Source organism: Cupriavidus sp. BIS7 (assembly GCF_000292345.1).
Taxonomy (GTDB): Bacteria; Pseudomonadota; Gammaproteobacteria; order Burkholderiales; family Burkholderiaceae; genus Cupriavidus.
This window is the reverse complement of record NZ_ALOU01000005.1, coordinates 1-24,419: the sequence shown is the minus strand read 5'-3', so window position 1 is coordinate 24,419 and position 24,419 is coordinate 1. Positions and strand designations below refer to the sequence as shown.

The window sequence follows — 24,419 nt, the reverse complement described above, 5'->3', positions numbered from 1 at the left end:
GCGGTTGATAGGGGTTATCCCGTGGCTTCTTGCCGGCCTTGCGCCCCCTTCGGCAATTCGGAATTGTGCGGTCTCGGCATTGGATTCACGCTGCACGTCACCCGATTTCCAACAACCAGACGCGTGCCACACGCGCTTCAGGAGACAGCGTATGACCTCATTCCGGCAGTCGACAGCCATCGCCGCCCACAAATGGCAACGCATGACGGGGGCGGCACTCGCGCTTGCCGCCCTTGCCGTTGCCGTTGCCGTTATCGTGCCCGGCCAGGTGCACGCGAGCGATGCCTACCCATCGAAGCCAGTCGTCATGGTCGTGCCGTTTGCCGCTGGCGGGCCGACCGACGTCGTGGCGCGATCGGTGGCGGCGGCCATGTCGAAGACGCTGGGCCAGAGCGTGGTGGTGGAGAACCGCCTGGGCGCGGGCGGCACGGTGTCAGCCGCATACGTGGCAAAGGCCGCGCCGGACGGCTACACGATCCTGATTCACCATAACGGCATGGCCACCGCGCCGGCGCTGTATTCGAAGCTGCCATACAAGCCGCTGACCGACTTCAGCTTCGTTGGGCAGGTGGCGGACGTGCCGATGACACTGCTGGGGCGCCATGACCTGCCGCCCAACAACTTGCCGGAACTGGTCACCTATATCCAGAAAAACCACGACAAGGTGAACCTGGCCAACGCGGGCCTGGGCGCCGTGTCGCAGTTGTGCGGGATGCTGTTCCAGAAGGCAATCGGCGTGGATGTGCAGACCATTCCCTATCAGGGAACCGCCCCGGCGATGACCGCGCTGCTGGGCGGCCAGGTGGATGTGCTGTGCGACCAGACCACCCAGACGCTAACGCATATCAAGGCGGACAAGGTGAAGCTGTACGGTGTGACCACGGCCGAGCGCATTCCCGCACTGCCGAATTCGCCGACGCTGCGCGAGGGCGGCCTGAAGGGCTTCGAGGTCAAGGTCTGGCATGGCATCTATGCACCGAAGGGAACGCCGCCCGCAGTGATCGCCAGGCTCAATGCTGCGCTGCGCGCGGCGCTCAAGGACCCGGCCGTTGCGGCGCGCATGCAGGACCTGGGCGCGGTTATCGTGTCGGAAGACAAGCAGACGCCGGAAGGGCTGCGGACGTGGCTGGCCTCGGAGATCGACAAATGGTCGCCGATCATCAAGGCGGCAGGCGTGAAGGCAGACTGATTCTTGCATGGCTTCGGCGGGCACGAAGCCCACTTTTGTGATTCATGAATTCCAAAGTCTCCGGCGCCAATTTATCGTATCCGGCACTGCAATCGAACCGGTAGGCTCCCTGCCGCGGGGATTGCGAGCCATAGGAGTGGACGATGAGCGCAATGATGGAAGGCAAGGTGGTGGTGGTGACGGGTGCCGGTGGCGGCATCGGACGGGGGATCGCGCTGGGAATGGCGGCGGCCGGAGCCAGGGTCGTGGTCAACGACCTGGGTGTGTCGATGAGTGGCGAAGGCGGCGACAAGGGGCCCGCGCAGCGTGTGGCCGAGGAGATCCGCGCAGCCGGCGGTGAGGCGGTGGTCAGCACGGACAGCGTCTCAACCTGGGCCGGTGGCAACGCCATCGTGCAATGTGCGCTCGATCACTTTGGCCGTATCGACGCCGTGGTCAACAACGCAGGAAACCTGCGCGACCGCATGTTCTTCAAGATGAACGAGGAGGAATGGCGCTCGGTGGTCGACGTCCATCTGAACGGCACCTTCTTCGTCAGCCGTGCGGCGGCCAACTATTTCAAGGACCAGGAGGGCGGCGCCTACGTGCACATGACCTCGACGTCCGGGCTGATCGGCAACCTGGGGCAGGCCAACTACTCGGCGGCCAAGCTCGGCATCGCCGCGCTGTCCAAATCGATCGCGTTGGACATGGCGCGTTTCAATGTGCGCTCGAACTGCATCGCCCCGTTTGCCTGGAGCCGCATGACCAGCTCGATTCCGGCCGAGACGCCCGAGGAAAAGGCCCGCGTGGCACGGTTGCAGAAGATGGAGGCGGGCAAGATCGCGCCGGTGGCCGTGTTTCTGGCGAGTGACGCCGCACACGAGGTCAATGGCCAGATCTTTGCGGTACGGGCCAACGAGATCATGCTGATGAGCCAGCCGCGCCCTGTACGCTCCGTACATACGGCGGAGGGCTGGACCCCGGAGACAGTCGCCGAGATCGCCATGCCGGCGATGCGCAGCAGCTTCTTCAAGCTCGATCGCTCGCCCGACGTCATCAACTGGGACCCGATCTGAGGCGTCCCCCTCGCAGCGCCGATGCTGCATTGCAGCGCAAACCGGTTTATGCGTGCCCACGCGTGGCACGCATTCTGCTCAATCCCCACTCAATGGCCTTCGCCGGGCCGTCGTCGGACTGTCACGCACCCCTGGGGTGCGTGACAGTCCCCGCCGCTCGCGCTGGAAACGCAAAACAGGTGCACGTTCAGCGCGTATTCGAGGTCCGAGACTGCTGACCAATTGGCACTCTCGGATCGCAAGTGCTAATGCGGAAAACGTTGAACGATCAGTGCTGCAGCATGTCGCAGCGATAGTCATTCGCGAGATCATTCGCGCGCCGTGATGAGAGGCGCGCTGATCCATGGTGTAAGCACGGGCCTGGTCTTATCGTTGCTGCAAATGAATCGCGTTGCACGAGCAGTTGGTGCGGCGGGCCAGATGTAGAACCAGGTCGAATATGTCTTGTCAGACGTAACGGGTCTTGTTGCTGCGTTACACAACGTGCTGTGCAGATTGCGCGCTAAAGGTGTAAGGTGTGTCACAAGCATGGTCGATGGCCCGTCGCTGCGGAATAGAACAGCGAGCAATTCGGTAATGGCAGGCATGATTATCAGATGCACTGCCATGACCGATCGGACGATGTGCAAACGATGTGCAAATCGTCAACGCGCGGTTCAGGTTCGCCGTTATTTGACTATGATGAAGTAAAGACTTCGCAACATGGCAACTCCGCCATGCCGGGGTGGTGGGAAGCAGAATTGCCGCGGAGTCTTAAGGGGAGTAGCACTGCCTTCGCCTCGGACGTGGGCCTCTGACGGGAGTGAGGTATGGACATTTTTGGCCACTACGCCACACGCTTCGAAGCACGCAAGGAAGAGGAATTCAGCATCCAGGAATATCTGGAGATCTGCAAGAAGGATCCTGTTGCCTACGCGACTGCTGCCGAGCGGATGCTCGCCGCAATCGGACAGCCCGAACTGGTGGACACCCACCATGACCCGCGTCTGTCCCGATTGTTCTTCAACAAGGTGATCCGGGTCTACCCGGCCTTCCGCGACTTCTATGGCATGGAGGACACGATCGAACAGATCGTCGCGTTCTTCAAGCATGCCGCACAGGGCCTGGAAGAGCGCAAGCAGATCCTGTATCTGCTCGGGCCTCCGGGCGGGGGTAAGTCATCCCTGGCCGAGAAGCTCAAGGCGCTGATGGAGGAGATTCCCATCTACGCGCTGAAAGGCTCGCCGATCCATGAATCGCCGCTCGGGCTGTTCTCGGCCGAAGAGGACGGCAAGATCCTGGAAGAGGACTATGGCATTCCGGTCCGCTACCTGAATACCATTCCTTCGCCATGGGCGGTCAAGCGCCTGCATGAATTCAATGGCGACATCACCAAGTTCCGTGTGGTGAAGCTGCGCCCGTCGGTGCTGTCACAGATCGCGATCTCGAAGACCGAGCCAGGCGACGAGAACAACCAGGATATTTCGTCGCTGGTTGGCAAGGTCGATATCCGCAAGCTCGAGGATTTCCCGCAGGACGACCCGGACGCCTATTCGTATTCCGGTGGGCTGTGCCTGGCCAACCGCGGCCTGCTCGAGTTCGTGGAAATGTTCAAGGCGCCGATCAAGGTGCTGCACCCGCTGCTGACCGCTACGCAGGAGGGTAACTACAAGGGTACCGAAGGCTTCGGCGCGATTCCTTTCGATGGCGTCATCCTCGCCCACTCGAACGAAGCCGAATGGACGACGTTCAAGGCGGACAAGAACAACGAGGCATTTCTCGACCGCATCTACATCGTCAAGGTGCCGTACTGCCTGCGTGTGTCGGAAGAGGTGAAGATCTACGACAAGCTGCTGCGCAGCAGTTCGTTGTCTGCGGCGCCCAACTCGCCGAACACGCTGAAGATGATGGCGCAGTTCGCGGTGCTTACGCGGATCAAGGAGCCGGAAAACTCGAACATCTTCTCGAAGATGCGCGTCTATGACGGCGAAAGCCTCAAGGACGTGGACCCGAAGGCGAAGTCGTACCAGGAGTATCGCGACTACGCGGGCATCGACGAGGGCATGAGCGGGCTGTCCACGCGATTCGCGTTCAAGGTGCTTTCCAAGGTCTTCAACTTCGACAACACGGAAGTGGCGGCCAACCCGGTGCACCTGCTCTATGTGCTCGAACAGCAGATCGAGCGCGAGCAGTTCCCGCCCGAGCAGGAAGCCAGGTTGATGTCGTACATCAAGGAGTACCTGACCACGCCGTATGTGGAGTTCATCGGCAAGGAGATCCAGACGGCCTATCTGGAGTCGTACTCCGAGTATGGCCAGAACATCTTCGATCGTTACGTGGTGTTCGCTGACCTGTGGATCCAGGATCAGGAGTATCGCGATCCCAATACCGGCGAGATCCTTGATCGCAACGCGTTGAACGACGAGCTGGAGAAGGTGGAAAAGCCGGCGGGTATCTCGAATCCGAAGGACTTCCGCAACGAGATCGTCAACTTCGTGCTGCGTGCGCGCGCCAACAACGGTGGCAAGAACCCGGTCTGGACCAGCTACGAGAAGCTGCGGATGGTGATCGAAAAGCGCATGTTCTCCACCACCGAGGACCTGCTGCCGGTGATCTCGTTCAATGCGAAATCGTCGCGGGAAGACCAGGACAAGCACGAGAACTTCGTCAACCGCATGGTCGAAAAGGGATATACACCCAAGCAGGTTCGACTTTTGGTGGAGTGGTATCTGCGCGTCAGGAAGTCGTCGTAGTCCACCAGACGCGGTCCTGGGAGCCGCTTCGCGGAAGCGTGCAGGCGGCTCCCGATCCCGACGCGCTGGTCTGGCGTCTCAACAAGGCGAGCGAACGGCATGGCTACGGTCATCGATCGGCGTGAGAATGGCGGCAACAAGAGTGCCGTCAATCGGCAGCGCTTTATCAAACGTTACCGCGAGCAGATCCGGCAGGCGGTAGCGAAGGCGGTGTCTGGCCGGAAGATCATGGACATCGAGCAGAGCGGGCAGGTGTCCATTCCTGTAAAGGACATCTCCGAGCCGATCTTTCATCACGGCCAGGGCGGCCGGCGCGAGTGGGTTCACCCCGGCAACAAGAAGTTCGTCAAGGGTGACAGTTTCGACCGCCAGCAGCAGGGCGGCGGCGGACAAGGCTCGCGCGCCAGCGACAGCGGCGAGGGCGAGGACGATTTCGTCTTCACCTTGTCGCGCGAGGATTTCCTGAATTTCTTCTTCGAGGACATGGCGCTGCCGGACCTGGCCAAGCGCCATCTTGCCAAGATTGCCGAAGTGCGCAAGGTGCGCGCCGGTTTTTCCATCGATGGCACGCCTTCGAACCTGTCGATCCTGCGCACGATGCGCAGCTCGCTCGGGCGGCGCATTGCGTTATCTAGCCCCTATCTCAAGCGGCTGCGCGAACTCGAGATCGAGTACGCCGAAGAAATCGAGAAAGACCCGTATTCCGACAAGGCCGTGGCGCTGATGGAGAAGATGCGCCACCTGCGCGCGCAGGTGGATCGTGTGCCGTTCATCGAGAAGCTCGACCTGCGCTACAACAACCGTGTGCTGAAGAAGCGCCCGCAGGCCCAGGCGGTGATGTTCTGCCTGATGGACGTTTCGGGTTCCATGGACGAGAGCCGCAAGGATCTCGCCAAGCGCTTCTTCATGCTGCTCTACCTGTTCCTGAAACGGAACTACGAGCGCATCGACGTGGTGTTCATTCGCCATCACACCGTGGCCAAGGAAGTGGACGAGGAAGATTTCTTCCATTCGCGCGAGTCCGGTGGTACCGTGGTTTCGAGCGCGCTCAAGCTGATGGTGGAGGTCATTCACGACCGCTATTCGCCAAGCCAGTGGAATATTTACTGCGCGCAGGCTTCGGACGGCGACAACTGGGCGGGTGACTCCGAACTGTGCGGGCGCCTGCTGCGCGAGTCGATCTTGCCGCTCGTGCAGTACTACGCGTATGTGGAGGTGGCTTCGGAAGAACCGCAGAATCTCTGGGAGGAGTACCTCACGGTGAAGAGCCAGTTCGAGCACTTCGCGATGCAGCGCATCATCGGTGCCGACGAGATCTATCCCGTGTTGCATGACCTCTTCCAGAAGCGGGCCGCGTGGCCCGGCAGGTAGCTGACCGGTGCGTCACCGGTGAACACTGGGGAAGTCTATGGCCTATCTTTCCACGGGCTCGGAGTGGACCTTCGAGTTGATCCAGCGCTATGACCGCGAAATCGCTCGCATCGCCGGCGAGTTCGGGCTGGACAGCTATCCGAACCAGATCGAGATCATCACGGCCGAGCAGATGCTCGATGCCTATGCCTCCGCAGGGTTGCCGGTGGGATACAGCCACTGGTCATACGGCAAGCATTTCCTGGCCTCGGAACGCAGCTACCAGCGCGGCTACATGGGCCTGGCCTACGAGATCGTGATCAACTCCAACCCGTGCATTGCGTACCTGATGGAGGAGAACACGATGCCGATGCAGGCGCTGACCATTGCGCACGCCTGCTACGGCCATAACTCGTTCTTCAAGGGCAACTACCTGTTCCGCACCTGGACCAACGCGGACGCGATCATCGACTATCTGCTGTTCGCCAAGAACTACGTGGCTGAATGTGAGCAGCGCTACGGCGAACAGGAGGTGGAGGCTCTGCTGGACTCATGCCACGCGCTGCAGAACTATGGCGTGGATCGCTACAAGCGGCCCAAGAAGCTGTCGATTACCGAAGAGCAGGCGCGGCAGGCCGAGCGAGAGAACTACCTGCAGATGCAGGTGAACGATTTGTGGCGTACGCTGCCCAAACACCGGCCGCATGCATTGCGCCAGGAAGAAGAGGCTTTTGAGTCGGAAGCGACATTCCCGCCCGAGCCGCAGGAGAACCTGCTCTACTTCATCGAGAAGAACGCGCCGAAGCTGCAGCCGTGGCAGCGCGAGATCGTGCGCATCGTGCGCAAGATCGCGCAGTACTTTTATCCGCAGCGCCAGACCAAGGTCATGAACGAAGGCTGGGCTACGTTCTGGCACTACACGATCATTCATCAGCTCTACGAGGAGAAGCTGGTCAATGACGCGTTCATGCTCGAACTGCTGCAGGCGCATACCAATGTCATCTACCAGCCGCCGTACCACAGCCCGTATTACAGCGGACTGAACCCGTACACGCTGGGCTTCCTGATTTTCCAGGATCTCCGCCGCATGTGTGAGAACCCCACCGAGGAGGACCGCCGCTGGGCGCCCGAGTTTGCCGGCAGTGACTGGCGCAAGACGCTCGACTTCGCCATGCGCAACTTCAAGGACGAGAGCTTCCTGCTGCAGTTCCTGTCGCCGCGCGTGATCCGCGAGCTCAAGCTGTTCTCGGTGCTCGATGACGACCGCGAAGGCAAGCTGCGCGTCACGGCGATCCATGATGACGAAGGCTATCGCGAGATTCGCCACCTGCTGGCCAATCAGTACGACCTGTCGAACATGGAGCCGAACATCCAGGTGACGAACGTCGACATTGGCGGCGACCGATCGCTGACGTTGCGCCACCTGCAGAACGACCGTCGGCCGTTGGCACATAACTTCGACGAGGTGGTGCGCCACGTCACGCGGCTATGGGGCTTTACGGTTCGGCTGGAAGTGGCCTATGAGGACGGCCGGCGCGAACTCAAGTACGAGTGCAAGCCCGAACGCCGTCATCAGCTGCAGCGCAGGGCCGCTTAAGGCCCTGGCAACTCAGATTCCGCGGCGCGCGGTCTTTGGCCGCGCGGCCGAGGACACCCCCGCGCGCCCGAGATCGACCCCCGGCAGCAGGTGCAGCAATCGCACCAGTTCCGACTGGCGATGTGTGCCCGTCTTGCGTAGCGTGTCCCGAATATGCACGCGTACGGTATGCGGGGAAAGGAACTCGCGCTCGGCAATCTCGTTGAGCGTTTCGCCGGCCGCCAGGCGGATGGCGATGATGCTCTCCTTGCGCGACAAGCCGAAAAGCGAGGTCAGTACGCCGGCATCGAGCACGGAGCGCGATTCCGAATTGCCGAGCAGCATCATTGCCATCGGCAGTTGCCAGGGGCCTTCCACGGGCTGGCGCGACACCAGCGGCATCACGATGATCGGCACCGGCTGGCCGCCGGACGTGATGTGCATCCACGATCCCGCCGCAGTGGTGCCATGGCGGCCGCCGTGCGCCGCCGCATCCAGCAGATCGAGCAGCACCGCCTGCAGCGATTCCGGACGGGCACGCAGAACGCCGTTGTCGAGTGCAAGGTTGGTATCGGCCTGCACCAGCGCTTCGGCCCAGCTATTGGCGTAGCGCACGCGCATGTCCGCCTGGAGCACCATCACGCCGAAGTCCAGCGTGTCGAGGCTGGCCAGCCCGAGGGCAGCCAGGCCGCTCAGTTCGAAATTGCGATGCTGCATACGTGCAGCGCGTGCCCAATGCGGCATGACCTGAGCCAGGCGCTTCTGCCGGTGATCGTGCGTCAGCGTGCCATCCGCTGTCGGGGTGGCGCTCATCAGCACGCAGATATCGCTGGTGTCGAACAGGCGGATGCCTTGTTCGAGTCCGCGGCAATCGAACGCCGGAATGGCCGTCGCGAATTCGGGTTCGGCAAGCCGCGCCGCAGCCTGGCCGTCGGTGGCCATCACGCAGGCATGCTGAGCGCGTGCGGACGGTTGATAGGCTGGTGGTGTGCGCATGCTGTCGGGCATGCTGCTGGCGTTCGTGAAGCAGCCGTGCGGTGTTACGCCAAGGCGGGTTCGCTCGGCAAGCTTGTCCCAGATCAGGTAGCTTGGGCTGCCAGTGCCGGTGTAGCGGGAAAACAGGTCCAGCGCCACTGGCATGGCCGCAACGTCCATTGCGGATTCATAAATGCAATCGACCAGACGATGGAATACATCGTCGGTGGACGGTTGTTCGCCCATATTGTTTTCCCCCGGTGGCAAACGACGCCTTTTCCTCAAGACCGCTGCATCGAGGCGCGGTCCCCTTTTGTCTTTGTATGCAACTGCCCGCGATGACCCTGAAGCGTGTCGCGGTACTGCGAAATGACGATGATCGTGCATGAACCCGGGGCGGGAATATACCGCCTTGGGAGGGGGCAGCCCGCGCCACACCTGCGTTTCCGGGTGATGCAGCCCGTGTGGCAACTTCCAGCTGCCGCCACCGAAGCTCGGATGATAGTAATGCCGTGACTGGCGTATTTCAAACTCTTCACGGCCAATGTATTGGCCCGCCATTGCACAAAAGAGACATGGTTGTGCTGGCGCGCACCTATGTTCACATTGGCCCGCTGATCACTAGGATTTTCTGGTTGCAGAGGTGACGAGATCGGCGCCCGCGCCGGCCACGGCTGCCGTGGCGACATCTTCGGTCAGGTTGCTGCCATCGACCTGCACCGTCACGTACGGCACCGCCAGGCGGATACCGTTGGCGTCGAAGTTGCGTTTAAGGCGCACGTTGAATGCGCGTGTGATCTCGGCTTGCGTCAGCGGACGCGTCTTGAACTGTGCGAGCACGACCTGGCCGTTCGGATCGAAGCGGTCCAGCCCAAGGATGTCCAGCCCGGACAGCAGATTGCGGCTGTAACGATGATCGTGCGCCACCTGTGCGCCGGTTTCGCGAACCAGTTCAAGCGCTCGGTCGAAGTCACTCTGGTAGGAGATCGAAATGCTGAACACCGCGAACGCGTAGCCGCGGGACAGGTTCTTGACCGCCTTGATCTGGCTATAGGGCAGTGTGTGCACGGCGCCTTTGCCGTCGCGCAGGCGCACCGTGCGGATCGTCATGCCTTCCACCACGCCAGAGTGGTCTGGCAGTTCGATCGAGTCACCGATGGCGATGGTGTCCTCGATGACGATGAACAGCCCGGTGATCAGGTCCTGCACAAGCGTCTGCGCGCCGAAACCGATTGCCAGACCGACGACACCGGCGCCGGCCAGCAGAGGCGTGACGTTGACGCCGAGGTTGGCCAGCACGGCGATCATCGCTACCACCAGCACGCCCACGAACGACGCATTGCGCACCAGCGGCAGGATGGTCTTCGCGCGCAGGCTTGGCTGTGCTGCCCGGCCGTGCGTCGGGGACAGCGTCTGGGTGATCGCGGTGTCGATCAGCAGCCATACCAGCCAGGCCAGCAGCACCACACCCACCACGCCAAGCAGGGACTCGGTGATGTGCCGGCCCACGACGGTCGACCTGGCCAGATCGATCAGGGACGTTTGCCAGATGCGTGCATTGAGTTCAAGGAACGCCAGCCAGATCACTACGCGAATCAGCGCCACGCCGAACCGGCCAAAGCGCTGGACATAGGCCGAGCGGCGCCGGTCGCGCAGCCGCGGGGCGCGTGTGGTGGATTTTGGCGAGCGGCCCACCACCATCGTCAGCAGCATGGCCGCAACGAACAGCGCCACCGTGACCACCGCGCGGCGCAGGAACTCGTCGGCGTGGCCGGTAGCCATGATCGTGCCGATGACCGATGCCACCACCACCGCCAGCACTGGCAAATACCAGGCCGCGCCAGCCATGCGCAGCAGGTCCATCGCCGCCGGGTGGTTCTGGCGCACCGTCAGCGGGCGGAATGCGATCAACTGGCCGATGGCGCGGCGAAAGCGTATGGCAAACACGCCGATCAGGATCGCGGCAAGGATGTTGGCCAGTGTGCTGATCAGGGCGGACAGGTTGATGCCAAGTGCCGTGATGACGCGTGGATCGGTATTGGCTTCGCCCAGGGCTGCCAGCGCGCCCGTGAAGAACAGCAGGATCGGCGAATGGTTAAGTAGATCGCGGACGGCATGCGCGCGATGCGCGGACTGGAACAGTGCAAAGATGACCTGGCAGAACGCCGACATCACGGCACCTGCCACAATCGCGTAGGCGACCAGTACGCCGCCCATGCTGGCGGGCGTGCGGCCAAACACCTGATAGGCAAGCAGCACCGTAAGCCCAAACGCTACGATCCACGGTCCGATGCGGCGCAGAAAGTAGAAGCCGACATCGATCCACGATGGGACGGTTGGAAGACTGGGCGCTTGCGCGGGCCGCAGCCGGTTGCGGCGCAGCCGGCGTGACAGTTCACGCAATACCCATCCGGTAAATGCCCACCCGGCAAGCACTGTCGCAAACTCGGTCCAGGAGATGAGCGCGCTGCGGGTGTTCTTGATCGTCAGCGCTTCGTGAAACTCCTCGCCGGCAAACTGCATGCGCCACCGCCAGTAGTGCCACGGGCCGCGATCCTTGTGGGGGGCGTTATCCATTTCCTGCAGTGCCTGCGCCACGGCGCCGATCAGGCCCGGCGACGGCGCGCTGGCAGCGGCGGCGGAGGCGGCTGCCGCCGCCGAGGCATCAAGCCCCTTGCGCAGCGTCTGCAGTTGCGCCACCAGCGCCTGGCGCTCCGTGTCGTTCTGCAGCGTGCCGATGACCTGATCGAGCGACTGGGCGAGTGGGGCGCTGGCCGGTGCGGCCGACGCGGCCGATGCAGTGCTGCTGGCGGTCTTTTTCGTCACCCCCGGCAGCGAAAACCCGGCAGCCTGCGCCATGCCTGTCATCAGCAGTGCCATCAGGATGCCGGTGAGCCAGGCAGGAATGGATATGCGTAGTTGGAAGCGATGCATGAACGATTGGGAGCGGGGCTGCCTCATCGGGATGGCTGGATGGCCGGCATCGCGTCACTGTAGCGCATCGGCGGGCGTTGTCGCGCACATCCGGGTTCGGATCGCTGGTTGGGAAGACCGAAGCGCGGGCGGCGGTGATTGCGGAGCTGGCCTGAACGTCGTTACCATGGCCGCTCCACGTTATGGAGCCTATGGAGCCATTCATGCTGCCCCTCGAGACGCTGCTGCCGTTTCTCGGCATTGCCATCATGCTCAGCCTGGCGCCAGGGCCTGACAATATTTTCGTGCTGCTGCTGTCTGCAATGCACGGCACGCGCGCCGGCCTGACCGTGGTGCTCGGGCTCTGCACGGGGCTGCTGGTGCACACCGCAGTGGTTGCCGTTGGGCTTGCGGCGTTGCTGGCCGCTTCGGCGGTGGCCTTTACCGCGCTGAAGATCGCTGGCGCGCTATACCTCGTCTATCTGGCCTGGCAGGCGTTCCGCGCCCCCGTGGGAGCGTTGACGACGTCGGATACGCAGGTGAAGACCGGCAAGCACATGTATCTGCGTGGCGTGGTCATGAACCTGACCAATCCCAAGGTCGTAATCTTCTTCCTGGCGTTCCTGCCGCAGTTCGTGAATCCGGAACGTGGCCACGTGGCCGTGCAACTGATGATGCTCGGCTTCGTGTTTATCCTCGCGGCGCTGCTGGTATTTGGATCGATTGCCTGGTTCTCGGGCGCGTTTGGCCGCGTGCTGATGCGCTCGGCGCGTGCGCAGCGTGCCGTGAACTGGTTTGCCGGGAGCGTGTTTCTGGCCCTCGCCGGCAAGCTGGCGTTGTCCCAGCGCTGACCTGTGACGCGCGGTCAGGCAAAGGTGATGGCCTGGCGCCTGTCCGGCAGTTCAAGGTGCGGCACGTTGTTGAAACTCAGCAGCCGCTGCGTGCCGCGTCCGACGATCAGTTCGCAGAAGCCGGTATTGCGGAACTGCAGATTCAGTTCGATGGCGGTCTGCGTTGGCGCGCCGAGCAGGTCGGCCACTGCGCGGCCGATGGCGCCGCCCGAGCTGACCACCAGCAGCGCATCCTCGCGCGCAGCGCCTTCCGTGGCATGCGCAAGCGCCGCCTGCATGCGCGCGCCAAACTCGCCCCACGTTTCGGGCATGCCGGTCAGCTTGTCCTCCGTCCATGCGCCAAACGCCGCGCGGAACGTCCGCCAGTAGTCCTGGTAGTCGCTGTTCTGGTGTGCACGATGATCCGCGCCGTTGGTGAAGCTGCGGTAAAGCGATTCCCCGTCGTATTCGTTCAGGCCTGCGTGGGCAGCCACGGGCGTGCCGGTCATGCCCATGCCCGCCAGGATCTCCGTGGCCGTGTCCTGCTGGCGCACCAGTGTGCCGGCTACCACACGGCGAAACTGCACGCCGCGGTCACGAAAGTATTCGCCCAGCCAGCGCGCCTGCTGGCGACCGACGTCGGACAGACAGTCGTAGTTGGCGGCCCCGAAAGAGGCTTGTCCGTGGCGGACCAGGAATAGGGTTGCCATGATGTGCGGGCGGCATCGCGCCCAAGGGAGTCAACGTTGCAGCGATTCTAGGCGGAGGCCGCCCGGCGGACCTAGCAAGGCCCGCCGAAATTCATGGCGGCCATATTTGCGCTGCATTGCCCGGGTCAGTCCAGCGTCACTCCCGTATCGGCGGTCAGCTTGAGCACGACTGGCAGATATGCCTTGTACGCGCGCTCGGCTTCGGCGGGCGAATTGCCGATCGGCTCGGCGCCGATTTCCTCGATCTTTGCGCTCAACTCGGGCGTCTTCACCAGGGCGGCGACTTCGCGGCCGAGTTTCTCCACGATGGCGTCCGGGGTCTTCGCCGGAGCCAGCAGCGTCGTAGGGCCAACGATCTTGTAGGCGGCGTCGCCGTAACCGGCCTCGGTGAAGGTCGGTACGTCCGGCAGCGCCCTGGCGCGTGTGGTACCGGCCACGGCCAGCGGCCGCAGCTTGCCCACTGCAATGTACTGGCGCAGCGTGGTGACCGAGCCGATCGTCATGTTGACCTGGCCCGCAAGCAGATCGGTGACCATCGGCCCTTCGCCGCGATATGGCACGTGCAGGATGTCCACGCCATAGGTCTTGTCCATATAGGCCTGGATCGTATGTGGTTGCGTGCCCGGCCCCCAGGATCCCATGCGCAGCTTGCCTGGCTCCTTCTTCGCATAGGCGATCAGTTCATGCATGGTCTTCACGGGCACGGCCGCGTTGACGGTGAGCACGGTGCGCGCCATCGCCACGTCGGAGACGGGCCGCAAGTCGGTACGCGGGTCGTAGGGCAGCTTCTTGTACAGCGCGATATTCGCCGTGATCGGTCCCGGGATCGTCATCAGCAGCGTGTAGCCGTCCGGCGCAGACTTGGCGACGAAATCCGTGCCGATGATGCCGCCCGCGCCACCCTTGTTTTCGACCACAACCGCCTGGCCGAGCCGCTTCGACAGGCCTTCGGCAAGCTGGCGTGCGAGCGTGTCGGTCAGCCCGCCGGCGGGGTACGGCACCACGAGCCGGATCGGTTTGGTCGGGAAATCGCCCTGCGCGTGAACGGCCAGTGGCAGCAGCGACATGGCGGCGCAGGCAATGTGAATGGCCCACCGCCGGCGCGGCAGCGTGAATTGCTCCATGGTGTGTCTCCTCGGTTTGAAGCCCGGTCCGTGTGCGGACACGCCGCTATGGCTGCGGCTGATGCGGGCGGTTGATGGGTGAAGCGAGGGAAAACTTGCTGCGGAAGCGGTTCAGGCGTCGAGTCCGAGATAGGCGGCCACCATGCGCGTCATCTCGCCGGGCAGGCGCTCGTCGTCGAGCGGTAGCGGGCCCGGGTTGTTGAGCACGGCGTTGACGAGCATGCCAAAGACCATCTGCATGGCAAATCGCACGCGAATCTCGTTGGTGTCGGCTGCCCCCGGGAGGCGGGGCACGAGCAGCGCGACCAGCCGCTCGACGATCTCATGGCCGTTTTTCTGGTGCGGCAGCCATTCCTCTGGCCGCGTGGTGGCGTGCTTGAGCGACGCGCGAATCACGCCTCGGTTGTTGTGGCAGCCATTGACCAGGAATCGCATGGTCTTTTCGACGATCTGGCGCGCTGGCACTTCGCTCCAGCGGTGTTCGGCCATGTAGCGCGCCACCGAGGCATCCGATTCCTCCATTACCACCGTGCGCAACGCGTCGAAGAACGCCATCTTGTCCCGGAAGCGCCCGTAGAACGCCCCAACCGATACCTGGCATGCAGCCGCGATCTGGGCCACCGACACCGCGGCGAAATCGCGTTGCGCCAGCAGTTGCCGGCCGGCAGACAGCAGTGCCTGCTCGGTCTCGCGCGCACGGCGCTGCCGTGGCGGCTGCAGGATCGAGGTGGTCTCGACGCGCGGAAATGCAGAAGAGGCGGAGGATGCACTTGTGGCTGGGCTTTGCATGGCAGGTTCCGTATTCGAATTCGGATTCGGTTTTGAACCTTACGTGCCGCCTGAACGGAGCGTCAAGCTGGGGTTTACGATTTCCAATATTTGGAAATACATTCCGCTTTTTGACACACACCAAGATCGCCGACCAAACTGGAATACAGGAGACGACATCCACATGAACACGCCGGTCGAACAATTCATTGCCGAGCGCCGCCTCGAAGATCCCTCGTTTGGCGGGCTGCTGGCCAAGGGGTTTGCGCTGCTGCGCTGCTTCATCGACGACGCGCGCCCGCTGGGCAATGGCGAGCTGGCGCAGCGGTTGCAACTGCCACGCGCTACCGTATCGCGCATCTGCCGCACGCTGTTCGAGCTTGGCTATCTCGACTGGGACCCAAAGCTCGACAAGTACTTCGTCAGCGCCCAGGTACTGGCGCTGGGCTATCCGTACCTGGCGGGCCTGCAGGTCCGCCATCTGGCGCGGCCGCTGATGCAGGAGCTGGCCAACCAGGTAGAGGGGGCGGTGTCGATGGGCGTGGCGTACCGGCTCGACGTGACCTACCTGGAATCGTGCACGCACATGGAAGGCACGCCGGCGCGGCCGGCGATTGGCGCGGTGCGATCGGTGATGACTACCGCCATGGGGCGCGCGTACCTGTGCACGCTTTCCAAGACCGAGTTCGAAAAGCTGATGACCGACGCCCGCGCGGAACGGCCCGAGGAGCACGCCGCCTGCTACGACACCGTGTGCCACAACGTCGCGCACTATCCGAAACGCGGCTTCACGCTCAATGAGGGCGATGCCGGCAGCGATGTGCACGGCGTGGGCGTGTACTCGCGCATCGTCTACATGAACCGGCCGTTGCTGTTCAACTGCGCGATTCCGGGCCTGCGCGTGAAGCGCGGAATGATGGAAAAGCGCGTTGCGCCGCTGCTGCGCGAGATGGTGCGGTCGATCGAAAACATGGCTGGCATGGGACGCTAGCCGCCGGTGGGCGGGCCGGACCTCCCCGCCAGACTGAACGATAGCGGCACGTATCGCGATCGTCATCAATGGAGACAACATGCAGGATCTGCAACCCTTGCTGCGGCCGCGTTCGATCGCCGTCGTAGGCGCATCGACGCAACCCGAAAAAGTCGGCGGCATGCCAATTCGCCTGTTGGGCGAACTCGGCTATGACGGCCGCGTGTTTCCGGTGAACCCCGGTGCCGATTTCGTGCAGGGCCTGCGTGCCTATCCCTCCGTCGAAGCCATTGGCGAACCGGTGGACCTGGCCATCGTGGCCGTGCCCGCACCGGCGGCGGCTGACGTGATGTCGCAGCTTGGCCGCGCTGGAACGCGCGCCGCCGTGGTGTTCACCTCCGGGTTTGCCGAAGTCGATGGCGGCGCAGATATGCAGCACGCGCTGGCCGCGCAGGCGCGTGCGCATGGCGTGCAGTTGCTTGGGCCCAACTGCCTTGGCGCGATGAACCTGCGCGAACGCGTGTACGCCACGTTCTCGCCGATTCCACTGGTCGGTGTGCCGCCGGTTGGCGACGTAGGCCTTGTCAGCCAGAGCGGGGCTTTCGGCGGCTACGCGTTCGCGCTGGCGCGCGAGGCGGGTCTGGGGCTTAGCCATTGGGTGACCACTGGCAACGAGGCGGGGCTGCAGGTGGCGGACGTGATCGAGTGGCTTGCCCATGACCCGCAGACCCGCGTGATTCTTGTCTATATGGAAGGCGCGCGCGACGGCGCACGCCTGCGCCAGGCGCTTGCCGCGGCGCGTGCGGCGGGCAAGCCGGTGGTGATCACCAAGGTAGGCACCACGGCGGCCGGGGCCTGCGCCGCGCAATCGCATACGGCCAGCCTGGCGGGCGAAGATGCCGTGTATCAAGCGGTGTTTGACGAGTATGGCGTGCACCGCGCGCATACGCTGGAAGCGTTCTTCCGGCTCGGCTACACGCTTGCGCGAGGACGCCGACCGACGCGCTGGCATTCGCCTACCGGGATGCCAGCCGATGCGGTGGCGCCGGTGGCCATCGTTACCGTTTCGGGCGGCGTGGGCATCATGATGGCGGACAGCGCCGAGTCGCAGGGCATGCCGTTGCCGCCGACGCCGGACGGCGCGGCAAAGGCGCTGCGCACGGCAGTTCCGTTTGCAAGCACCACGAATCCAATCGACGTGACCGGACAGATCGTTGCGCAGCCGCAGGTGCTTGCGGACGCGCTGGCGGGCGTGGCGCGCAGCGGCGCATACGGTAGCGTGGCGGCATTCCTTGCCGGGGGCGGGAATGCGCCAAAGGTGTGGAGTCTGCTGCAGCAGACCATCGACGACCTGGCGAGCGATCCGCAGGCAGCCCCGCTGATGATCACGGGCGTGATGACCAACGACAAGCGCGAATGGCTGGAGGCGCGCGGCTGCCTGGTCTTCCGCGAGCCAGCCCACACCATCGAAGCGGTGGCCGCGCTGGCCAGGGCTGCCGCAGTGGCCGAGTCTGCGCGGGCGCCTGCAATCGAGACGCAGGTGCCGCCGGCCCCAGAACTGCCATTCAATGCAAAGGCGTTGTCCGAGGCCGAGGCCATGGCGTTGCTGGCACAAGCCGGCGTGCCCGTGGCACCGCACGGCCTGGCACGCGACGCCGACGACGCCGTGCGAATTGCCGAGTCGCTCGGCTATCCGGTGGCCGTGAAGATCTGCTCGCGCGAGGTCCTGCACAAGAGCGATATCGGTGGCGTCCTGCTCAACCTGCACAGCGCAGACGCCGTGCGTGACGCGTTCGAACGTGTGCGGCGTGCCGCCGGCGCGGCGAAGTTCGACGGTGCCCTTGTGGCGCGCATGGTGCGCGGATGGGGCGAGATCATGGTTGGCGTGCGGCGCGACCCCGTGTTCGGGCTTGTTGCGCTGGCCGGTATCGGCGGCACGGCAGTCGAGATCTTCCGGCAGATGGCGTTTGGGCTCGCGCCGCTTTCGCGCGAACGGGCCCGGGCAATGCTGACGCAGAGCCGGGCCTCGGCGTTGTGCAGCGGCCATCGTGGCCATCCGGCAATCGATCTTGACGCGGTGGCAGCCGTGCTTGTGAACGTATCGCGTGCCGCAGCGGCCATCGGGGACCGACTCGATACGCTCGAAATCAACCCGTTCATCGTGGGCGCGGAGGGCCTGGTGGCCGCCGACGCGGTCATCACGTTGCGCTGACCCATCCATCACGGCGAGCTGTGTCGAGCGGCGCCGCACTTCAACGATCCACAATGGTTTCGACCAGGGGAACGCTTATGAATCATCCCGCCTCAACGATGTTGTCCACCCCCGTCCATGCAAGCCCGCAGGAAGCGCTGGTAGCCGCAGCGGCATTGCCGCTGGTGATCTACGGCTATTCGCTTGTCGAGACGCTGCGCACGTGCCGCCTGCAGACTTCCGTCGATGCGCCGACGCGATACGGGCGCGCGCCAATGAACATGCTGTCGGCCAGTGCCCGGCAATGGACGCATGAGGATCGGGACATCGTCACGCCTGCCAACGACCTGCTGTACTTCTGCGGCTGGCTGAACCTGGCGGACGGCCCGGCCACCCTGCGCGTGCCGGCCTTGCCAGATGCGGAACGCTATTACGTGGTGGAGCTGCTTGACGCGCATACCAACAACTTCGCCAACCTTGGTCAGCGCAATGTGCCGCAGTCTGGCGCGGATATCGAGATCGTTGGTCCGGGCCAGCGCGGCAGCGGAGCGCACGTTGTGGAGGCGCCGACGTCTTTGGTCTGGATCATCGGCCGCGTGCTGGTAACGGGCCCTGATGACCTCGCGCGCGCGTATGCGTTCGAACAGGGGTTCCAGATCGTGAGCAGTGCCGGTCCGGCCCGGCCCGCCAGCGTGACGCAGTGGCAGGAGAGCGGCGACGAAGGCATCGATTTCTTCCAGAACCTGTTCCGTGCCATGCGCGACTTTCCGCCATCGCAGCAGGAAACCGGACTGTTCACGCTGCTGCGCAAGGTGGGTCTGCGGCTTGAGGACGATGTGGAGATTGCTTCGTTACGGCCGTCAATCGTCAATGGATTGCGTAGCGCCTACGCGCAGGGCATGGCGCTGATCGAAGCGCATACGCGTAGCCAGGGGCACAAGGCGTGGGGCTATAGCCTGCGGCTGGGGACGTACGGCGACGACTGGCTGCTGCGCGCGTGTACGGCAATGAAAGGGCTTGGCGCGCTGCGCGCGGATGAAGCTGTCTACGCGATGGCCGATTTCGATGCCGATGGCGAGCGCCTCGACGGCCGCCACTCGTATGAGTTGCGTTTTTCGCCCGGAATGCAACCGCCGGCGGATGCATTCTGGTCGGTCTCGCTCTATGGCGAGGATCGTTACTTCACAGCCAACGAGATGGGCCGGTACGCGGTGGGCGACCGCACGCCGGGTCTGCGCAGCGAGGCGGACGGCACGCTGGCCATCCCGATCGGCCACGCGAGGCCGCCGCAGGATGCCAATTGGCTCCCGGCGCCGGCCGGCCACTTCTATCTGATCCTGCGGCTCTATCACCCGTCCGCGGCATTCCGCGCGGGGCAGTACACGATTCCCGCCGTGCATCGCATCGGCTGAACGGGATCGCCATCAAAAAAATACAGGAGACAACGAGACATGCAACAAGCCCAGACCACCCTGCAGCAACTTGCGCGGGATGCCGTGATCTACACGCTGCCGCTCTACGAGATGGCGCGCATGCGTGCGGCCACCTGTCCGCGCCGCGACCACGCGGGAGCGTTTGCCGGAGATGGTCCCGAATCGCGCCTGCGTTGGGTCAATCATGTGATTCACACACGGCAGTTGCTTGGCCCCCAGCACCGTCAGGTCGTCACGCCAAACAACGACACGCTCTATACGAACGCGTGGATCGACCTGTCGCGCGGGCCGGTGGTCCTCGAAGTGCCGGATTTCAAGGGGCGCTACTACGTACTGGGGCTGCTCGACTTCTATACGAATCCGTTCGGCTATATCGGCAGCCGTACCACCGGCACCGGCGCGGGCCGGTTCCTGCTGCACGGGCCCGACTGGCGCGGCGACGTACCGGATGGGATGCGGGCCGTGGCATGTTCGACGAATGCGGTCTGGATGATCGGGCGGCTGCTGGTCGATGGCGACGCCGATCTGCCGACGGTGCACGCACTGCAGGACGCCATCACGCTCAGGCAACCCAATGGGGCTGCCGCTGCGTTCGCGTTCGATGTCGGCATGCACCCAGGCGAGCACCTTGGTGACGCGCGGCGCTTTGCCGAGGTGGTGAATCGCGCGCTGGGCGAGAATCCGCCTCCGGCCGGCGAGGCGCGTGACGTTGCACGCTTCGCAGAGGTCGGTATTGGCCATGGCATCGTGCCGACGCCAGCGCAGATCGATGTGCTCGATGGCGCCCTGCGGAGCGTGCTGGCGGATCTGGCCGAGCCGCAGCCCTCGGACATGGGCGGGGGCTGGGCGATGTCGGTCGATGTGCGCGAATCATATGGCACCAACTATCTGCAGCGTGCGCTGGTGGCGCGTAACTATATTGGCGCGCTCGGCGTGCAGGAGGCCATGTATGTCATTGCCGACCGTTGTGGCGACGGTGCGCCGCTCGATGGCCGCCATGCGTACCGGCTGGACTTTGCTGCCGACAACCTGCCCGATGTCGGTGCGTTCTGGTCACTGACGATGTACGACAAGGGCGACTGCATGCTCGTGCCGAACGACATCGCACGGTATTCGCTCGGCGACCGCTCGCCATCGCTGACGCGTGGCGCGGACGGCAGCCTGAGCCTGTATCTGTCGTCAGTACCGCCGCGCGATGGCGCGCTGCACGGCAACTGGCTGCCCGCACCGGCGGGCCCGTTCTATGTGGCCCTGCGTCTGTATGTGCCACAGCCTTCGCACCTGAACCGGACCTATTGCTACCCCGCTATTGTCCGGATGGGAGATCCGACATGAACGCATCTCAACTGACCCGGCGGCGCCTGCTTGGCGCGATGGCGCTGGCTGGCTTCGTACCGCATGCATTTGGCAACGCCTACCCGAGCAGGTCCGTGCGACTGGTGTCCCCCTATGGGCCGGGCGGGTCGAACGATACGTCCGCGCGCATCCTGGCGGAAGTGCTGAGCCGCAAGTACGGCCAGCAGGTGGTGGTCGAAAACAAGCCCGGCGCCGGCACACGCGTTGCCAGTGACTCCGTGGCCCACGCCACGCCCGACGGCTACACGCTATTGTGGGCAGCCGCGCCGTTCGCCATCAACACAGGCGCCGGACTGCAGCAGCGGTTCGATATCCACAAGGATTTCGTTGCCGTCGGGCCGCGCGTGCTCGGGCCGGTGTTCCTGATCGTCAATGCCGCATCGCCGGTCAGGACGGTTGCGGACTTCGTGAAGATGGCACAGCAGAAGCCGGATGGCGCGACGTTCGCGTCGCCGGGGATCGGCTCTGGCCCCCACCTGACGGCGGAACTGTTTGCATCCCAGGCCCGGTTCAAGGGGCTCAATGTGCATTACCGCGGGGATGCCACGGCGTATACAGAGTTGCTGGCCGGGCGCGTGGATGCGACGTTGACCGCCATCACCAGCGCGCTGCCGTTTATCCAGACCGGCAAGCTGCGCGTGATAGCCGTGGCGGCGGAGCAGCGCACGCCTGTCTACCACGATGCGCCGACGTTCGCTGAGCAGGGGGTGCCGGGCGTGGTTGGCTATGGCTGGTTTGGCGTTGTCGCACCGGCCGGTACACCGGCAGCGATCGTGCACCAGATCAATCAAGACGCAAGCCAGGCATTGAGCGACGCGCAGGTCCGGCAGAAATTGCTGGCGCTCGGGTTGCAGCCGGAGCCAGGCAGCAGCGCCGACTTCGCGGGATTTATCGATGCCGAGGTGAAGAAGTGGGGCGCGCTCGTGCGTGAGCGGGGGATCGTGCTGGAGTAAGGTCCAGTGCAACGGCGCCGCGGGCTTGTCGGGGAATCGACGGAGTGCGACGCTTGTCAGGCAGGTGCAGGGATTGCCGGATCAGCCTTTGCTTGTGGATTGCGATTTCCTGGCCAGTCCCGCGCATTCTCCGACGAGCGTTTGCACGCAGCACGCGCTGCCGCTCCACTCCCCGCGGCTGACGTTGCCGTCCGAGCCAACTACCAGCTTGCGCTGGCAATACGCGGCGGTCGCTGGGGGTTCAAGTTGCGCATCGCGCGGGCCGCTGCCCGGTGGATGGGCTGAGGGGATCTCATCGGTCCAGACATAGGCCGTGCCGTCCGGCACCGTCTGTACGGACTGCGGCGGGCCCCACTGCGCCTTGGCCTGCTCGACCGGCACGCCCTTCCAGGAATCGAAGATCCGCTGCATGGTGCCGGCCTGCAGATTGGCGCAGGCGGCGGTCAGGACGATTGCGGCAACGGCAATCATGCCGCTGCGGGCGGCGGAACGTCGAGGCGATGCAGGCATGGCGACTCCCTCGGGGGCAGCAGTCCCTCCTCTCCGAGACTAGCCGAGCCACGTGGCGGCTGGCAATACGAATATGCGCGCCGCCGCACGGAGTGGCCCTGCTGTCAGCCGAACAGGTCCGTGATTTGCGGGTGGATGCCGGATTTCGCAATGCGCCTTGCCGATGCGCGCGGCGCGGAAGCCGGCTTGGGGTCGGGCGGTGTCGGCGCGGTCAGCATAAATGTGCGAGTCGAATCCAGCAGAACTGCTGTGGCCTGCAACGCTTCGATGCGCGGCGCCAGGATCTGATAGGTATCGACATCGAAGCGAGCCGGGGCCGCGAGCTGCTGGACCGCGGCTTCCAGCGTCGCCGCAGAACCCAGATAGCACCAGTCCTCGATGACGTGCCACGGGAAACCGTCAGCGGCCGCCTCGCGCCAGGCAATTGCGCCGGCGAATGGCCAGCGCTGGAGTGCCAGCGGGGCCATTGCGGTCATCGTGCGTTGGCGATGGTCGGATGGCGATTCTTCCCCGGTGCAGGCGCCCGCGCATCGGTGCAATTGCCGTGCAAAGCACGGATTGCCTCGTCCGCTGCTGGCTTCCAGCCTCAAGGTCGCCAGGCAAAGCTGGTGATCCTCTGCCAGCGATCGCAGTCGCGCTTGCGCCGAGGCGCGGCTTGGGAACGCTCCAAAGAGGGTGCCGTGACGACTGAAGTCGACTTGCCGGTCCGATCGCAGGCGCGGCGCGGGCAGGCCGTCGACCATCTCCCACGAGAACAACTCCGTGTTCTGGCGCAGCATGTGGTTGTGCAGCGGGCGCAGCGTCTTGACCAGATGCGCCTCCAGAAGCAGCGCCCCGACTTCGCCGCCGGTCTCCCGCCAATCGACGCGGCGAACGGAGCGGGCCAGCCGCATTTCCCGGGCGTTGCCGTGGTCGCCGGAGAAGTGGGCGCGAATGCGCTGGCGCAGATGGATGCTTTTGCCGACGTACAGCGGCACGTCGTCGTCGCCATAGAACAGATAGACACCGGGGCGGTCCGGTACGTCATCGAGCGCTGTTTCCTCAAGCCCTGCCGGAAGGCTCGCATGCTTGACCAGCGATTTCACGGCGGCTTCGACCAGATCCACTGAATAGATGCCGTGGATCTTTTGCCAGAATTGCCACAGCAGTTCGGCGTCGGCCAGCGCGCGGTGGCGGCCCTTGGGGGCGAGGCCGAAGCGTGCGATCAGTGCGTCCAGGCCGTGCCGCTCGACTGAGGGAAACAGCGAGCGCGACAGCCGAAGCGTGCACAGCACATCGGCACGGAAAGTCACGCCTGCGCGACGGAACTCGTTTTTCAGGAATCCATAGTCGAATCGCGCATTGTGGGCAACGAACAGGCGCCCCTGCAGCTTCTCCGCAAGAGATTCGGCGATCGATGCAAAGGTAGGCTGGCCGCGCACCATGTCGTCGGTAATGCCGGTCAGTCCCTGGACAAATGGTGGAATGCTGGCCTGCGGATCGATCAGCGTGTCCCATTCCTGGATGCCGTCGGCGCTGACCTCGACCACGCCGATCTCGGTGATGCGGTCACGCTGGGCATCGGCGCCCGTGGTCTCCAGATCGACGAAGACGATAGGACGCGCGAGCGCGGCGGCAAGGGCGTCAGCGTCAAGCATGCCCGGCTCGCGGCTGGCCAGCTTCTCAGGTAAATAGGTGGGCGGATCGAGGGACGTCATGCGGCGATTCTAATGGATCGGAAATTTCTTTTACGAAACCCCTTGCCAGCGGCCCGGTAGTCATCTAATATTCGCCCCCTCGCA

General features: G+C 64.0%; 18 protein-coding genes. 11 read left to right on the top strand and 7 right to left on the bottom strand.

The genetic code is table 11. From position 1 onward, the window contains the following. Positions 1-151 precede the first annotated feature (151 nt). The 5 genes from B552_RS0101170 (at position 152) to B552_RS0101150 (ending at position 7,926) form a co-directional block, all read left to right on the top strand. Positions 152-1,189, top strand: a complete 1,038-nt coding sequence (locus B552_RS0101170; protein WP_019447158.1) for a tripartite tricarboxylate transporter substrate-binding protein — start codon at positions 152-154, stop codon at positions 1,187-1,189. A gap of 143 nt (positions 1,190-1,332) precedes the next feature. Continuing rightward, a complete protein-coding gene (locus B552_RS0101165) occupies positions 1,333-2,247 on the top strand; it encodes an SDR family NAD(P)-dependent oxidoreductase (protein ID WP_019447157.1) in 915 nt (304 codons plus the stop codon). An 809-nt stretch (positions 2,248-3,056) separates the two neighbouring features. Further along, complete coding sequence (locus B552_RS0101160) at positions 3,057-4,979, top strand: PrkA family serine protein kinase (protein WP_019447156.1); 1,923 nt, start codon at positions 3,057-3,059, stop codon at positions 4,977-4,979. A 99-nt stretch (positions 4,980-5,078) separates the two neighbouring features. Next, positions 5,079-6,350 carry a YeaH/YhbH family protein gene (locus tag B552_RS0101155; protein WP_019447155.1) on the top strand — a complete coding sequence of 424 codons (1,272 nt, stop codon included), beginning with the start codon at positions 5,079-5,081 and terminating at the stop codon, positions 6,348-6,350. Positions 6,351-6,387: 37 nt separating this feature from the next. Continuing rightward, entirely contained in the window at positions 6,388-7,926 is a 1,539-nt protein-coding gene (locus B552_RS0101150; protein WP_019447154.1) for a SpoVR family protein, read from the top strand. A gap of 12 nt (positions 7,927-7,938) precedes the next feature. On the opposite strand, the gene B552_RS0101145 is transcribed toward B552_RS0101150, so the two are convergent. Both B552_RS0101145 and B552_RS0101140 read right to left on the bottom strand, forming a co-directional pair. After that, positions 7,939-9,126 carry a helix-turn-helix transcriptional regulator gene (locus B552_RS0101145; RefSeq protein WP_019447153.1) on the bottom strand — a complete coding sequence of 396 codons (1,188 nt, stop codon included), beginning with the start codon at positions 9,124-9,126 and terminating at the stop codon, positions 7,939-7,941. A gap of 375 nt (positions 9,127-9,501) precedes the next feature. Then, positions 9,502-11,814, bottom strand: coding sequence for a mechanosensitive ion channel family protein (locus tag B552_RS0101140; protein WP_019447152.1), 2,313 nt, complete (start codon positions 11,812-11,814; stop codon positions 9,502-9,504). Between the two features lie 203 nt (positions 11,815-12,017). On the opposite strand from B552_RS0101140, the gene B552_RS0101135 reads away from it, so the two are divergent. Next, entirely contained in the window at positions 12,018-12,644 is a 627-nt protein-coding gene (locus B552_RS0101135; RefSeq protein WP_026035174.1) for a LysE family translocator, read from the top strand. 14 nt (positions 12,645-12,658) lie between these two features. On the opposite strand, the gene B552_RS0101130 is transcribed toward B552_RS0101135, so the two are convergent. The 3 genes from B552_RS0101130 to B552_RS0101120 all read right to left on the bottom strand — a co-directional run bounded on the left by B552_RS0101130 (position 12,659) and on the right by B552_RS0101120 (position 15,246). Beyond that, positions 12,659-13,333, bottom strand: coding sequence for a histidine phosphatase family protein (locus B552_RS0101130; RefSeq protein ID WP_019447150.1), 675 nt, complete (start codon positions 13,331-13,333; stop codon positions 12,659-12,661). Positions 13,334-13,458: 125 nt separating this feature from the next. After that, a complete protein-coding gene (locus B552_RS0101125) occupies positions 13,459-14,457 on the bottom strand; it encodes a tripartite tricarboxylate transporter substrate binding protein (RefSeq protein ID WP_019447149.1) in 999 nt (332 codons plus the stop codon). Positions 14,458-14,568: 111 nt separating this feature from the next. Beyond that, entirely contained in the window at positions 14,569-15,246 is a 678-nt protein-coding gene (locus tag B552_RS0101120; RefSeq protein ID WP_019447148.1) for a TetR/AcrR family transcriptional regulator, read from the bottom strand. A gap of 163 nt (positions 15,247-15,409) precedes the next feature. Here B552_RS0101120 and B552_RS0101115 point away from each other — a divergent pair, with 163 nt between their 5' ends. The 5 genes from B552_RS0101115 (at position 15,410) to B552_RS0101095 (ending at position 22,128) form a co-directional block, all read left to right on the top strand. Further along, the gene (locus tag B552_RS0101115) at positions 15,410-16,216 is read left to right on the top strand and encodes a helix-turn-helix domain-containing protein (protein ID WP_019447147.1); all 807 of its coding nucleotides are present in this window, start codon (positions 15,410-15,412) and stop codon (positions 16,214-16,216) included. Positions 16,217-16,295: 79 nt separating this feature from the next. Further along, the gene (locus B552_RS0101110) at positions 16,296-18,407 is read left to right on the top strand and encodes an acetate--CoA ligase family protein (protein WP_019447146.1); all 2,112 of its coding nucleotides are present in this window, start codon (positions 16,296-16,298) and stop codon (positions 18,405-18,407) included. A gap of 77 nt (positions 18,408-18,484) precedes the next feature. After that, on the top strand, positions 18,485-19,798 hold the full coding sequence (locus B552_RS0101105; protein WP_019447145.1) for a DUF1254 domain-containing protein: 1,314 nt from the start codon (positions 18,485-18,487) through the stop codon (positions 19,796-19,798). 39 nt (positions 19,799-19,837) lie between these two features. Further along, entirely contained in the window at positions 19,838-21,154 is a 1,317-nt protein-coding gene (locus tag B552_RS0101100) for a DUF1254 domain-containing protein (protein WP_019447144.1), read from the top strand. Continuing rightward, positions 21,151-22,128, top strand: coding sequence for a tripartite tricarboxylate transporter substrate binding protein (locus B552_RS0101095; protein WP_019447143.1), 978 nt, complete (start codon positions 21,151-21,153; stop codon positions 22,126-22,128). The genes B552_RS0101100 and B552_RS0101095 overlap by 4 nt, the downstream gene beginning before the upstream one ends. Positions 22,129-22,209: 81 nt before the next feature. Here B552_RS0101095 and B552_RS0101090 read toward each other — a convergent pair whose 3' ends face one another. Both B552_RS0101090 and B552_RS0101085 read right to left on the bottom strand, forming a co-directional pair. Then, positions 22,210-22,638, bottom strand: a complete 429-nt coding sequence (locus tag B552_RS0101090) for a hypothetical protein (RefSeq protein ID WP_019447142.1) — start codon at positions 22,636-22,638, stop codon at positions 22,210-22,212. 104 nt (positions 22,639-22,742) lie between these two features. Next, positions 22,743-24,335 carry an exonuclease domain-containing protein gene (locus B552_RS0101085; protein ID WP_026035172.1) on the bottom strand — a complete coding sequence of 531 codons (1,593 nt, stop codon included), beginning with the start codon at positions 24,333-24,335 and terminating at the stop codon, positions 22,743-22,745. Between the last annotated feature and the right edge of the window lie 84 nt (positions 24,336-24,419).